The following is a 12,678-nucleotide window of genomic DNA, read 5'->3' on the forward strand; positions in this document are numbered from 1 at the left end:
GTCCGGTTCCGGAAGCGGTGTCAACGAAGGACGGACGGATGGACCCCTGGACCGCGCCACTCGGCGGGGAGACCGACCTGCCCGCGTTCGCACCGCTGCGCACGGCCGCCGACGCCCTCGGCCGCCTCGCCGCGCACCTGCACGGATTCGACGGGACGCTCGACGCGCTGCACTGGTACGCCGGCGACACCCCGCCCGGCGACGCACCGCGGCTCCGCGTACAGGCCCGCTCCCCCGACGGCCGCCTCGTGACGCTGCGCCTGTGCACAGTGGACGGTCAGCCACTGGCCGACGTCCGCCTGCGGCGCGCCGGCGGTTCCGCCACCGCCGCCGGTCTCCTCACGCCCGTGCCGGAGCGCGGCGAGTCGATCCACCGCCGGTTCGCGGTCGCCGCGCCGATGCTCACCGACCACGTCCCCGGCCGCGAACCCGTGCTCACCACACCGGACCTCATCGCGTTCCTCGAGGACACGGCCGCCGACCTGCTGCGTCCCCGCTTCACCGACGGCGTCTCCTCGGTGGGCACCTGGATCGGGATCCGGCACACCGGGCCCGCGTGGCTGGGCGAACACGTGGACGTGACGGCGGAGGTGCTCGAGGTGCGCGGCCGGCGGTTCACGTTCGACGTACGGGCGGTCGTGGGTGACCGGGAGATCGGCACCGGCCAGGTCGGGCAGACCCTGATCCGCACCTAGTTTGCGGAGCCTCCTGGCGAAACTTTCGAGAACGGACACGGCCTGGGAGCCCGAAACTATTCCGAAAGTCATTGACGGCGATGGATCGGGCTGCCATCTTCGCAACACACCGATCCCTCACCCCCAGGGAGTCCGCGCATGTCCCAGCTCCGAAGAATGCTCACCGCGGCCGCCGCGTTCGCGGCCGTGGTCGCGCCCGCCGCAGCCGTCGTCACCGCCACCGCGACGCCCGCGGCCGCCGCCACCTGCAACGGCTACGTCGGCCTGACGTTCGACGACGGCCCGACCGGCAGCACCGGCAGCCTGCTCACCACCCTGCGGAACAACAACGCCCGCGCCACCATGTTCAACGTCGGCCAGAAGGTGCAGCAGAACCCGGGCGCGGCGCAGAGCCAGATCTCCGCCGGGATGTGGGTCGGCAACCACAGCTGGTCGCACGCGCACATGACCCAGATGAGCCAGTCGCAGATGCAGTCCGACCTGTCGCAGACGCAGAACGCGATCCGCTCCGCCACCGGGCAGACGCCCCGGCTGTTCCGCCCCCCGTACGGCGAGACCAACGGCACGCTGCGCTCCGTGGCGTCCTCGCTCGGGCTGACCGAGGTCCTCTGGGACGTCGACTCGCAGGACTGGAACGGCGCCAGCACGGCCTCGATCGTGCAGGCGGCCGGCCGTCTGCAGAACGGTCAGGTCATCCTCATGCACGACGGCATCCAGAACACCATCAACGCGATCCCGCAGATCATGGCCAACCTGACCAGCCGCAACCTGTGCCCGGGCATGATCTCGCCGTCCACCGGCCGCGCCGTCGCGCCGGACGGCAGCAACCCGGGCAACCCCGGTAACCCCGGCGGGGGCAGCTGCACGGCCACCCTGTCCGCCGGGCAGCAGTGGAGCGACCGCTACAACCTCAACGTGACGGTCACCGGCTCCACGACGTGGACGGTGACGCTGAACATCCCGTCGCCGGCCCGGGTCATCAACAGCTGGAACATGAGCGCCAGCTACCCGAACCAGCAGACGCTCGTCGCCCGGCCGAACGGTGCCGGCAACACGTTCGGCATCACGATCCAGCACAACGGCAACTGGACCTGGCCCGGCGTCAGCTGTTCAGCCTCGTAGGAGCCTCGATGGGACGGGCGCGCAGGGCCGACTTGTCGACCTTGCCGCCCGGCCCCAGGGGAAGCTCGGGGAGCACCACGAGGTACTCGGGCCAGTCCTGTTTGGACACCCCCGCCGCCGCCAGGTGCGCGCGGAGATCCTCCAGCGTCAGCGGTCCGCGGGCGACCACGTACGCGCAGGCGCGTTCGCCGAGCACCTCGTCGGGCACGCCGACGACCGCGACCTGTGCGACCCGCTCGTAGGCACCCACGGCGGCCTCCACCGCGGGTGCGCTCACGTTGTGACCGCCCCGGATGATGAAGTCGGCGGCGCGGCCGGTGAGCGTCAGCCAGCCGTCGGCGTCGAGGCTCGCGAGGTCCCCGGTGAGCATCCAACCGTCCTCTGTGAACAGTCGGGCGTTGGCGGCGTCGTCGTCGACGTAGCCGGGCGTGCACCCCGGTCCGCGCACACCGAGCTGGCCGTCGGCGGTGAAGCGCACCTCGGTGCCGTCGACCGGCCGGCCCGACGTGCTCAGGCGGCGCTCACGCGGGTCCCGGATGCTCGTGACCGAGATCGGGCCGGCCTCGTTGGAACCGTAGAACTGGAGCACCGAGCAGCCCGTGCGGCGCTCGAACTCGGCGGCGCGCTCGTACGGCACGCGCTCGCCGCCGGTGAACATGACCCGCAGCGACGACAGGTCGGCGGTCGCCATCGCGGGGTGGTTGAGGAGCATGACGAACTGGCTCGTCACCGCCGCCAGCACGGTGACCCGGTGCCGTTCGATGAGCCGCAGCGTCTCCCCGGCGTCGAACTCCCCGGTGAGCACGGTCGGGAAGCCGTACATCGCCGGCACGAGGTGCGCGCTCCACAGCCCGAACCCGTACGGCGCCGGGAGGACGCTCGCCACCACCTCGTCGGCGCCGAAGCCGGCGGCGGCGTGGGCGAGCGGCCCGAAGTACTTGCGGACGTTCATGGTCTGCGCGACGCACTTGGGCAGCCCGGTGGTGCCCGAGGTCGAGTTGATGAAGAACAGCTCGTCGGGTCCGAGGCCTGTCGTACGCTCCACGGTGGACGGTGGGAGGTCGAGGTCGAGCTCGACGTGCCGGACGCCGGCCCGGTCGGCGATCTCCTTTCCGGGACGGCCGCGATGCTCGCGCCGGGTGGCCAGCGCGACGGCGCCGGTGTGCCGCAGCACGTGGGTCACCTCGGCGTCGCCGGCCCGCGGGCCGAGCCCGACGGTCACCAGCCCGGCCTTCTGCGCGGCCAGGTACGCGACGTGGGTGAGCGCGCCACCGGTCAGCAGCACGGCCAACCGGTCGCCGCGCTTCCAGCCCTGCGCCACGTACCGGCCGGCCAGGCGGGTGGACAGGTCGTCGTACTCGCGCCAGGTGAGCGTCGCGTCGGGGGCGTGGAACGCGACCGCGTCGGGCGGGTTGGCCCGCACCAGGTCGGTGACCGTGCGGGCGTCCCAGTGACCGGCCGCGGTGTGTGCCGCCACCACCTCGGGAGGGAACGCGTCAGGCACCGGCGCCGCCGTCCATCCGCAGCACGGCGCCGGTGGCGAAGCGCGCCTCCTTCGAGCCGAGGAACGCGATCGCGGCCGCGATCTCCTCGGGGTCGGCCACCGGCGGGTCGACGAGGGCGCGACCGTGGGTCAGCAGGTCCGGGTCGGCGTCCGGCACGGGCTCGATCGCCTGCCGCAGCGGGGTGTCGACCGATCCGGGGCACACGCACGCGAACCGCACGCCGGCCTTCGCGTACTCGACGGCGAGCGAGCGGGTCAGCGCGACGAGGCCGCCCTTCGACGCCGAGTACGCGGCGCTGTACCGCCAGCCGCGCACCCCCGCGAGCGACGCCACGTTGACGACCGCGCCCTTGCTCTCGACCAGGTGCGGCAACGCCTCGCGGGTGACGAGGAACGGGCCGGTGAGGTTGACCTCCAGTACCCGCTGCCACTCCCGCCACTCGACGTCGGTGGTGTGCGCGAACGAGGCGACCCCCGCGGCGTTCACCACGAGGTCGAGCCGGCCCGCCCACGACACGGTCTCCTCGACGGCGGTGCGGACGGCGGCCTCGTCGGTGACGTCGACCTCCAGGTCGAGGGCGGCCCCGCCGAGCCGGTCGCCGGTGATACCCGGCCGGATGTCGAGGCAGGCGACGAGCGCGCCGTCCCCGGCGAGGCGCAGCGCGGTCGCCAGGCCGATGCCGGACCCGGCACCGGTCACCAGCGCGACCCGTCCGGCGTACCTCATGCGTCCTTCTTCTTCTGGGCGTCGCGCATCGACCGGGCGTCGTGACCGGCGAGCGCGTCGGCGCCGACCTCGGCGTTGTGCGCGTGCGCGACGTGGTGCAGCCCGAACACCGAGTCCATGCCCGCGTGCAGGCCCATGAGGTCCTCGGCCTGGTTCACCGCGCGCTTGGTGAGCGCGAGGCCAAGACGGGGCATCGTCGCGATCCGGCCGGCTATGTCCAACGTGGACGGTTCCAGGTCGGCGCGCGGCACCACCCGGTTCACCATGCCGAGCTCGTGGGCGCGCTTCGCGTCGACCCGCTCGCCGAGGAACAGGAACTCCTTGGCGAACCGGGGACCCATCACCCACGGGTGGGCGAAGTACTCCACGCCCGGGATGCCCATCCGCACCACCGGGTCGGCGAAGAACGCGTCGTCGGCGGCGACCACGAGGTCGCAGCACCAGGCGAGCATCAGCCCACCCGCGACGCACGCGCCCTGGACCATCGCGACGGTCGGCTTCGGGATCTCCCGCCAGCGCCGGCACATCCCGAGATACACCTCGGACTCGCGGGCGTAGCGGCTCTCCGCGCCGGGCTTGCCCACGTGGTCCCACCACATGCCGGCGCGGCGCGGGAACGACGTGTCGATGTCGCGCTCCGGCGTGCCGATGTCGTGCCCGGCCGAGAAGTGGTCGCCGGCGCCGCCGAGGACGATCACCTTGACCCCGTCGTCGTCGCAGGCGGTGCGGAACGCGTCGTCGAGGGCGTAGGTCATCGCCGAGTTCTGGGCGTTGCGGTAGCGCGGCCGGTTCATCGTGACCACGGCGACGGGACCCTCGGTGCGGTACTCGACCACTGTCATGGCGCCTCCTCCAGTTCGAGCGCGCGGGCCAGACGCGACAGGTGCGCGTCGAGGTCGCAGGTGGCGGCCAGCGCCCAGGCCCGCTTGGCGTACAGGTGCAGGTCGTACTCGACGGTGTAGCCGATCGCGCCGTGGCACTGGATCGCCTGCCGCGCGACGAACCGCGCCGCGTCGGTCGCGAGCACGGCCGCGGCGGAGACGTCGCGTCCCCTGTGGACGGACCCCGTCGCGACCGCCCAGGCCGCCGCGTACACCACCGGCTCGGCGAACTCCAGCTGCAGCAACGCGTCGGCGAGGTGGTGCTTGACCGCCTGGAAGCTGCCGACGGGCACGCCGAACTGCGTCCGGGTCCGCACGTACCCGACGGTGAGGTCGAGCATCCGGCGACCGAGCCCGAGCAGCTGTGCCGCGGTGGCGAGGTCGGCCCGGTCCCGGGCCAGCGCCACCAGCTCCGGGTCCTCGGTGACGACGGTCCCCGGCGCCTCGTCGAGCACCCGGGCGGCGCGGGAACCGTCCATCGTGGACACCCCGGCGCCCCCGACCGGGCGCATCCACGCGACGGACCCGGTGAGGTCGAGCACCACCGACGCCCGTCCGGCCCACGGCACGGGCCCGGCTGCCCGCCGCACCGCCACCCACGCGCCGCCCGGGCCTTGCATATACGATGCTCTATCCAGTGCGGAGCCCGGCGCCGAACCCACACCGGATAGAGCGTCGTTTATATCAACCCCAGCCGCGGCGAACAGGGGCACGGCCACCGCGGCCGTTTCCGCCACGGGCAGCGGCACCGCCGCGTACCCCACCTCGGTCAGCACCGGTACGAGGTCCACATCGGACAGTCCGAGCCCGCCGTCCTTCTCCGGCAGGGCCATCCCCGGCAGACCCAGCTCGACCAGCGCCACCGACACCCGGTCGACCGGGCCGCCGGCCCAGGCTTCCCGCACCGCGGCGGGCGGGCAGGTGTCGGCGAGCACCTCGCGGACGGCGTCCCGCAGGGCGATCTGGTCGTCGGTCAGCGCGAACCGCATGCGGTCACCCGCTCCGTGGCAGACCGAGCAGGCGCTCGGCGACGATGTTGCGCTGGATCTCGTTGGTGCCGGCGTAGATCGGCCCGCTGAGGCTGAACTGGAAGCCGCGCGTCCACGCGTCGTCGCGTTCGGCGTCGGGGCCCAGCAGCTCCAGCGCGGTCTCGTGCAGGGCCACGTCGAGCTCCGACCAGTGCAGCTTGGTCAGGCTCGACCGCGCTCCCGGCGAGCGTCCCGCGAGCAGCCCGTCGACCTCCCACGCGGTGAACAGCTCGTAGGCGCGGGCGCCGAGCCAGGCGCGCACCACCCGCTCGCGCAGCCGCGCCGACGCGGCCCGCGCACGCGCCAGGTCGGTCAGTCGCCACGACGCGGCCATGAACCGTCCCGGCGACCGCAGCGTCAGCCCCCGCTCCGACCCGGTGGTGGCCATCGCCACCCGCCAGCCCTCGCCGACGCCGCCGAGCACGACCCCGCCCGGCACCGCGTCGTCGGGCAGGAACACGTCGTCGAAGAACACCTCGGCGAAGCCCTCGTCACCGTCGAGCCGCCCGAACCCGCGCACCGTGACGCCGGGCGTGTCCAACGGCACGAGCAGATAGGTGAGCCCCTTGTGCCGCCGTTCGGCCGGATCGGTGCGGAAGAGGCCGAACAGGTGGGTGCAGAACGCGCCGCGCGTCGTCCACGTCTTCTGGCCGTTGATTCGCCAGCCGCCGTCGACCCGCTCGGCGCGGCTGGTGATCGACGCCAGGTCGCTGCCGGCGCCCGGCTCCGACCACCCCTGGCACCACAGGTCCTCGGCCGCCGCCATCCGCGGCAGGAGGAGCTGTTGCTCCGGGTTGCCGAACTCGAACAGCGTCGGCGCCAGGAGGAAGATCCCGTTCTGGGTGACCCGCTGCGGCGCGCCCGCCGCGTAGTACTCCTCCTCGAAGACGAGCCACTCCCACAGCGACGCCTCGCGCCCGCCGTACTCCGACGGCCATGACACCACCGCCCACCGGGCCGCGAAGAGCTCCTCCTCCCACTCGACGTGCCGCGCGAAGCCCTCCCGCGTGTCGCCCGAGGGCAGCCCCGACGGCACGTGCGCGCGCAGCCAGTCGCGCGCGGAGGCCCGGAACGCGGCCTCGGCGGGTGTGTCGGTGAGGTCGATCGTCACCGGCCGAACTCCTCGCGCACCTTGTCGGCGACGCCCGACAGGTTCAGCTCGAACGTGAACCCCTGCTCGAACCGGTAGCTGCGCCGCACGTCCCACGGGTCGATGCCGTTGAGCGACTCCTTCGCCGCCCGGATCACGGCCGGGTCCTTCGCCGCGATCTCGCCCGCCACCGCGAACGCCGCGTCGCGCAGCTCCTCCCGGGGCACCACGCGCAGCACCGAGCCGTACGCGTGCAGTTCGGCCGCCGTCGCGGTCGCCGAGGTGTACACCATCGCCCGCATGCGGTGCTGCGGGACGAGCCGCGACAGGTGGGTCGCGGCGCCCAGCGCCCCGCGGTCGACCTCGGGCAGCCCGAACGTCGCGTCGTCGCTGGCGACGATGATGTCGGCGTTGCCGACGAGCCCGATGCCGCCGCCGAGGCAGAACCCGTGCACGGCCGCGACCACCGGCACCGGGCACTCGTACACGGCGGCGAACGCGGCGGCGCAGCCCTTGTTGACCCCGATCAGCGCCGTGAAGTCGGTGGCCTTCTGCAGCTCCTTGATGTCGACGCCGGCGTTGAACCCGCGCCCCTCGGCGCGCAGCACCACGACCCGCACCGCGGGGTCGGCGCCCAGCTCGCCCAGCACCGACGCCAGCTGGAACCACCCGGCGACCGGCAACGCGTTCACCGGCGGGTTGTCCATGACGACCTCGGCCAGACCCAGCTCGTCCACAGTAGACGTGATCACGACCCCACCTCGAACGTCGCCCAGCCCCGTACCGCCAGCGTGCCGTCCTGCGTGTGGCAGAACAGCTCCAGGTCGACCATCGACGCACCGTCCACGGTGTACTCCCGCTCGACCCGCCCCGAGCAGGAGACGGTGTCGCCCGGGAACACCTGGGCGGCGAACCGCACCTTGAACCGCCGCACGGCGTCGGCGCCGAGCCAGTCCGTCGCCCACGTCGCCATCAGCCCGGCCTGCAGCATGCCCAGCGACAGCGGCGCCGGCAGCCCGATCGACCGCGCGAACGGCTCGTCGTGGTGGATCGGGTTGAAGTCCCCCGACGCGCCCTGGTACTTCACGAGATCGGTGCGGGTGAGCGGCTCGACCACCAGCGGACCGGGCGGGCTCTGCCTGCTGTTGCCCTCGCGCAAGCGCCCGGTCATGTCTCCACCCCCGTGAGCGTCGCCGTCGCCACGAGCGTTCCGGCCTCGTCGCGGAACTCGGTGACCATCACCGCGAACGTCAACGTGCTCCCGGACCGGCTGTCCTTCTCGTAGACCTCGGTGACCCGCGACGTGCCGATGAGCCGCTGCCCGGCCCGCGGCGGCGGCCCGTGGAACACGAACTCCTGCTCGGCGTGCAGCCCGCGGCTCTGGTCCATCGCCACCGCGCTCCAGGGGTCGGAGTCGCCGGTCTGCCAGAAGAACATGGTGGTGAGGAACGTCGGCGGGATCACCGGGCCGTCGGAGGACGACCGCACGGCGCGGGCGAACTCGCGGACCTTGCCGGCCTCGAGGTCCATGACGAACGGTTCACCGGTCGCGCCGACGGCGGCGGGGTCGACCACTGGTTCCTCCTTACGGATGCTGGCTGCTCACCGAGACGACCTCGCCGACCATGTAGGACGCGTAGTCGCTCGCCAGGAACACGATCACGTTGGCGACCTCCCACGGCTCTGCCGCGCGGCCGAAGGCCTCCCGCGCGGTCAGCTCGGTGAGAAGCTCGTCGGTGGTGACCTTCGACAGGTGCGGGTGCATCGCCAGGCTGGGCGCCACCGCGTTGACCCGCACGCCCGCCTTCGCGGCCTCCAGCCCGGCGGTGCGGGTCAGCGCCATCACGCCGGCCTTCGCGGCGGCGTAGTGCGCCTGGCCCTCCTGCGCCCGCCACCCGGTCACCGACGCGTTGTTGACGATCGCGCCGCGGCCGCGCGGCATCATGTGCCGCAGCGCGGCCCGGGTGCAGCGGAACGTGCCGGTGAGGGTCACGTCGAGCACGGTGTGCCACTGCTCGTCGGTCATGTCCACGATGGACGCCGTACCGCCGAGGCCGGCGTTGTTCACCAGCACGTCGAGGTGTCCGAAGTGGCCGACGGCGCGGTCGATGAGGTTCTGCACCTGCGCCTCGTCGGTGACGTCGCACGGTACGGCCAGCGGCTCGTGCCCGAGCACCCCGGCCAGCCGCTCGGCCGACTCGAGGAGGCGGCGCTCGTGCCGGTCGCTGATCGCCACGTCGGCACCCTCGAGCGCACACCGCTCCGCGGTCGCGTACCCGATCCCGGTTCCGGCAGCGGCGGTGACGACGACGGTCCGACCCGCGAGAAGCCCACGCGCCGCGGGCGCCTTCACGAGGTCCTCCGCCGGTACTCGCCGAGCGGCACCGAGGTGCTCTCGTCACCGGGCAGCGTCGGGCGGTCGGGCTCGGCGGCCGGCAACGGGGTCACCTCGCGCATCGTCGCCCGGTACCGGACGCCGAGGTCCTGGTACACCTTCGTGCCGTTGGCCTTCCACGCGAGCTCCGCGTCGCTCAGGTCGCGGGTCACCTTCGCCGGGATGCCGCGCGCCAGGGTGCGCGGCGGTACCTCGAAGCCCTCCGGCACCACGCTGTGCGCGGCGACGAACGCGTACTCCCCGATCACCGCGCGGTCCATCACCACCGCGTTCATGCCGATCAGCACCCCCACGCCGACGTGACAGCCGTGCAGGACCGCGCCGTGCCCGACGTGTCCGTCCCGGTCCAGCACCGCCACCGCGCCCGGGAAGCTGTGGAACACGCAGCTGTCCTGGAAGTTCGCGCCCTCCCGCACCTCGATACGGCCGAAGTCGCCGCGCACCGTCGCGAGTGGACCGACGAACGCGTGCGGTCCGATGTGGACGTCGCCGACCAGCACCGCCGTCGGGTGCACGAAAGCGGTCGGGTCGACGACGGGCACCAGCCCCTCGAACTCATACGCCGGCATCGAGCCTCCCCAGGCGTTGGAGAACCGCTTCCGCCTCCGCCATGATGCGCCCGATCAGGTCAGCGCACGAGGGCAGGTCGTCGATGAGCCCGGTGACCTGACCGGTCGCCATCACGCCGGCCTCCGGCCGGTCGTCGACCATCGCCGCCTTCAGCAGCATCGGGGTGTTCGCGGCGAGCAGCACCTGGCCGAGGCTCAGGTCGTGCGAGCGGCGCATCACCAGCCCCTCGCGCACCAGGTCGCGCCATTTCGCGCCGGTCACCTTGCGGAAGCCGGCGGCGCTGCGGGCGGCGCCGGCCAGTCGCCGGGTCCCGCCGCGTCCGGCGAGTCGCGCCACGGCGGGCGTGCGCAACAGGCGCTGCGGGACCCCGTCCAGCGCGTCGGTCACCACCGTGTCGTTCACCGACGCGGCGAGGTAGCGGGCCTTGACGGCCGCGCCGACCGGGCTGTCGGAGGTCAGCAGGAACCGGGTTCCCATGGCGATGCCGGCCGCGCCGTACGCCAGCGCCGACACCAGCCCGCGTCCGTCGAAGTATCCCCCCGCCGCGATCACCGGGACGTCGACGGCGTCGACGATCTGCGGCACCAGCAACGACGTCGGCACCTGACCGGTGTGCCCGCCGCCCTCGGCGCCCTGCACCACGACCGCGTCGACGCCCCAGGCGGCCACCTTCTCCGCGTGCCGCCGCGCGCCGACCGACGGCACCACGGCCACCCCGGCGTCCTTGAGCCGCGCGATGAGGTCGGGCTTCGGCGCCATGGCGAACGACGCGACCCTCACGTTCTCCCGGATCAGGAGGTCGACGCGTTCCTTGGCGTCCGGCGCGTCGGCCCGCAGGTTCACGCCGAAGGGTGCCGTGGTGCGCTCACGCAGGTCCCGTAGAGCCTTCTGCAGTTCCTGCAGCGAGAGCGTCGCGGCGGCCAGGATGCCGAGTCCGCCCGCGTTCGACGTGGCGGCGGTGAGGCCGGCGTCGGAGACCCAGCCCATGCCGGTCTGCACGATGGGGTAACGGATCCCGAACAGGTCGCACAGCGGCGTGCGGATGCTCATCTACGCGACCTCACCGGACCGCTTGTCGGTCGGGTCGATCACGCGACGGATGAGGTCGAGCTCCTCCTCGGTCGGCTGCCGGGTCTCCGGTACGTCGTCGGCGACCGCGAGCTCGAACGCCGTCGCCGCCTGGATCTCCTCGACGGTGACGCCGGGATGCCGGGAGGCCAGCCGCATGCGGTGGTCGGGGGTGTCGAAGTCGAACACCCCGAGGTTGCTGACCACACGGCGCAGGTGGTGGTACCGGCTCGCCTCCGGACCCGCCGCCGCGGCCCGGTCGTACCCGATGCCACTGACCATGTCGACAGTGTCGACGAACGAGCGGGGCGCGTGCCGCGGAACCCAGTAGCTGGTCGGGTGGTTCACCGTGTTCCCCGGCGCGCCGCGCACGCCGAGCAGCTGCACCTTGGGCTTGTGGAAGTCGCCGATCGCGGAGATGTTGGCGTTGCCGTACCGGTCGATCTGGCTCGGTCCCATCATCACGTGCCGGCGCCCCGACCACAGCACGTCGAACGCGAACCGGAACGGCATCCAGCCCTCGACGACCGGTGGCTTGTCACCGATCGCCCAGGTGCCCCGGGTCAGGTAGGCCTCGCCGTCGGTCAGCAACAGGTCGGGTTCGAACGTGGCGCGGGCGAGCCGCGCGCCGATCATCGGGATGAGACCGATGGGACTGGCGAGGATCTCGCCGTCGCCGCGCCAGGCCTCGGCACAGGCGACGACGCACACCTCGGCTCTCGTCGCGCCGCTCATGAGACGGCCGCCTGGTACGCGCCTTCGTCGACGTCGAGATATCGGGCCTGGAACGCCGCCCACGCCTCGGGATCGCCGGCCGCCTTCACGTACTCGCGCTGGAACGCCTCGTCGCGGCCGTAGTCGGGGTCGCAGGACGTGAAGTGCGCGCCACCCGGCGCCTCCACCACCCCGCGCACCATGAACCGCTTGATGAGCAACGTCTGCACGGGCGCGGTGGCCGTCAGCTCCTCGGTCGGGACGATGCGCTCGCACGAGACGTAGGCGCGGTCGGCCGCGGCGCAGTACAGCTCGTCGAAGTACGGGTCGGGGCCGAGGTACTGGGCGTTGCCGTACTCGTCAGCCCGGTTCAGGTGCACCAGCGCCGCGTCGAGCTTCAACGCCGGCACGGCGACCAGTTCCTCGCCGCCGTACGGGTTGGCGACCGTGCGCAGGTCGGGGTTGACCGTCATGACGTCGGACCCGAGGCCGACGCGCGTGGGCAGGAACGGCAGGCGGTTCGCGGCCGCGTAGAGACCCCACTGCAGCATGCCCTCGTCGTACTCGGTGACCCGCACCGAGCCGGACTGGCGGGCGGCGCGGAAGTGCGGCTCCAGCGGGATCGAGTCCAGCGACACGAACCCGTAGACGAGGTGCTTCACCTTGCCCGCGGCCAGAAGCAGCCCGACGTCGGGGCCGCCGTAGCTGACCACGGTGAGGTCGGTGAGCCCGGACCGCAGGATCGCGCGTACCAACGACATCGGCTTGCGCCGCGAGCCCCAGCCCCCGATGCCGATGGTCATGCCCGACGACAGCTCCGCCACGACCTCGGATTCGGTCATCCGCTTGTTCGCCATCGTCACCTCTTGCGCTCGCGGCCGGTC

Annotated in this window: 15 protein-coding genes; 2 read left to right on the plus strand and 13 right to left on the minus strand. The window is 72.7% G+C overall.

Annotated features, from left to right (window positions below):
* The first annotated feature begins 38 nt into the window (after window positions 1–38).
* Both Voc01_RS08815 and Voc01_RS08820 read left to right on the plus strand, forming a co-directional pair.
* The gene (locus tag Voc01_RS08815) at window positions 39–695 is read left to right on the plus strand and encodes a thioesterase family protein (protein ID WP_203926807.1); all 657 of its coding nucleotides are present in this window, start codon (window positions 39–41) and stop codon (window positions 693–695) included.
* Between the two features lie 138 nt (window positions 696–833).
* Entirely contained in the window at window positions 834–1,817 is a 984-nt protein-coding gene (locus Voc01_RS08820) for a polysaccharide deacetylase family protein (protein WP_203926808.1), read from the plus strand.
* Here the strand turns inward: Voc01_RS08820 and Voc01_RS08825 are convergent.
* The 13 genes from Voc01_RS08825 to Voc01_RS08885 are packed head-to-tail and all read right to left on the minus strand — an operon-like array spanning window position 1,798 to window position 12,651.
* Complete coding sequence (locus Voc01_RS08825; RefSeq protein ID WP_203926809.1) at window positions 1,798–3,321, minus strand: class I adenylate-forming enzyme family protein; 1,524 nt, start codon at window positions 3,319–3,321, stop codon at window positions 1,798–1,800. The genes Voc01_RS08820 and Voc01_RS08825 overlap by 20 nt on opposite strands.
* On the minus strand, window positions 3,314–4,048 hold the full coding sequence (locus Voc01_RS08830) for an SDR family NAD(P)-dependent oxidoreductase (protein WP_203926810.1): 735 nt from the start codon (window positions 4,046–4,048) through the stop codon (window positions 3,314–3,316). Before Voc01_RS08830 ends, Voc01_RS08825 begins: the two co-directional genes overlap by 8 nt.
* Complete coding sequence (locus Voc01_RS08835; protein WP_203926811.1) at window positions 4,045–4,890, minus strand: enoyl-CoA hydratase; 846 nt, start codon at window positions 4,888–4,890, stop codon at window positions 4,045–4,047. Before Voc01_RS08835 ends, Voc01_RS08830 begins: the two co-directional genes overlap by 4 nt.
* The gene (locus Voc01_RS08840) at window positions 4,887–5,918 is read right to left on the minus strand and encodes an acyl-CoA dehydrogenase family protein (protein WP_203926812.1); all 1,032 of its coding nucleotides are present in this window, start codon (window positions 5,916–5,918) and stop codon (window positions 4,887–4,889) included. The genes Voc01_RS08835 and Voc01_RS08840 overlap by 4 nt, the downstream gene beginning before the upstream one ends.
* A 4-nt stretch (window positions 5,919–5,922) precedes the next feature.
* Window positions 5,923–7,068: an acyl-CoA dehydrogenase family protein gene (locus tag Voc01_RS08845; RefSeq protein ID WP_203926813.1), complete on the minus strand. Its 1,146-nt coding sequence runs from the start codon at window positions 7,066–7,068 to the stop codon at window positions 5,923–5,925.
* The gene (locus Voc01_RS08850; protein WP_275423703.1) at window positions 7,065–7,799 is read right to left on the minus strand and encodes an enoyl-CoA hydratase family protein; all 735 of its coding nucleotides are present in this window, start codon (window positions 7,797–7,799) and stop codon (window positions 7,065–7,067) included. Before Voc01_RS08850 ends, Voc01_RS08845 begins: the two co-directional genes overlap by 4 nt.
* A complete protein-coding gene (locus tag Voc01_RS08855) occupies window positions 7,796–8,218 on the minus strand; it encodes a MaoC/PaaZ C-terminal domain-containing protein (RefSeq protein WP_203926814.1) in 423 nt (140 codons plus the stop codon). Before Voc01_RS08855 ends, Voc01_RS08850 begins: the two co-directional genes overlap by 4 nt.
* Window positions 8,215–8,622 carry an FAS1-like dehydratase domain-containing protein gene (locus Voc01_RS08860; protein ID WP_203926815.1) on the minus strand — a complete coding sequence of 136 codons (408 nt, stop codon included), beginning with the start codon at window positions 8,620–8,622 and terminating at the stop codon, window positions 8,215–8,217. The genes Voc01_RS08855 and Voc01_RS08860 overlap by 4 nt, the downstream gene beginning before the upstream one ends.
* Before the next feature lie 10 nt (window positions 8,623–8,632).
* Complete coding sequence (locus Voc01_RS08865; protein WP_203926816.1) at window positions 8,633–9,400, minus strand: SDR family oxidoreductase; 768 nt, start codon at window positions 9,398–9,400, stop codon at window positions 8,633–8,635.
* Entirely contained in the window at window positions 9,397–10,011 is a 615-nt protein-coding gene (locus Voc01_RS08870) for a transferase hexapeptide repeat family protein (RefSeq protein WP_203926817.1), read from the minus strand. Before Voc01_RS08870 ends, Voc01_RS08865 begins: the two co-directional genes overlap by 4 nt.
* Window positions 9,998–11,062, minus strand: a complete 1,065-nt coding sequence (locus tag Voc01_RS08875; RefSeq protein ID WP_203926818.1) for an NAD(P)H-dependent flavin oxidoreductase — start codon at window positions 11,060–11,062, stop codon at window positions 9,998–10,000. Before Voc01_RS08875 ends, Voc01_RS08870 begins: the two co-directional genes overlap by 14 nt.
* A complete protein-coding gene (locus Voc01_RS08880; RefSeq protein WP_203926819.1) occupies window positions 11,063–11,815 on the minus strand; it encodes a CoA-transferase subunit beta in 753 nt (250 codons plus the stop codon).
* Complete coding sequence (locus Voc01_RS08885) at window positions 11,812–12,651, minus strand: CoA transferase subunit A (RefSeq protein WP_203926820.1); 840 nt, start codon at window positions 12,649–12,651, stop codon at window positions 11,812–11,814. Before Voc01_RS08885 ends, Voc01_RS08880 begins: the two co-directional genes overlap by 4 nt.
* Window positions 12,652–12,678: the final 27 nt, after the last annotated feature.

It is taken from the genome of Virgisporangium ochraceum (assembly GCF_016863655.1).
Taxonomy (GTDB): domain Bacteria; phylum Actinomycetota; class Actinomycetes; order Mycobacteriales; family Micromonosporaceae; genus Virgisporangium; species Virgisporangium ochraceum.

Coding starts and splice junctions, on each gene's coding strand:
- Voc01_RS08815 (WP_203926807.1), top strand. CDS start 39: ATGGACCCCTGGACCGCGCCACTCGGCGGGGAGACCGACCTGCCCGCG.
- Voc01_RS08820 (WP_203926808.1), top strand. CDS start 834: ATGTCCCAGCTCCGAAGAATGCTCACCGCGGCCGCCGCGTTCGCGGCC.
- Voc01_RS08830 (WP_203926810.1), bottom strand. CDS start 4,048: ATGAGGTACGCCGGACGGGTCGCGCTGGTGACCGGTGCCGGGTCCGGC.
- Voc01_RS08835 (WP_203926811.1), bottom strand. CDS start 4,890: ATGACAGTGGTCGAGTACCGCACCGAGGGTCCCGTCGCCGTGGTCACG.
- Voc01_RS08840 (WP_203926812.1), bottom strand. CDS start 5,918: ATGCGGTTCGCGCTGACCGACGACCAGATCGCCCTGCGGGACGCCGTC.
- Voc01_RS08855 (WP_203926814.1), bottom strand. CDS start 8,218: ATGACCGGGCGCTTGCGCGAGGGCAACAGCAGGCAGAGCCCGCCCGGT.
- Voc01_RS08870 (WP_203926817.1), bottom strand. CDS start 10,011: ATGCCGGCGTATGAGTTCGAGGGGCTGGTGCCCGTCGTCGACCCGACC.
- Voc01_RS08875 (WP_203926818.1), bottom strand. CDS start 11,062: ATGAGCATCCGCACGCCGCTGTGCGACCTGTTCGGGATCCGTTACCCC.
- Voc01_RS08880 (WP_203926819.1), bottom strand. CDS start 11,815: ATGAGCGGCGCGACGAGAGCCGAGGTGTGCGTCGTCGCCTGTGCCGAG.
- Voc01_RS08885 (WP_203926820.1), bottom strand. CDS start 12,651: ATGGCGAACAAGCGGATGACCGAATCCGAGGTCGTGGCGGAGCTGTCG.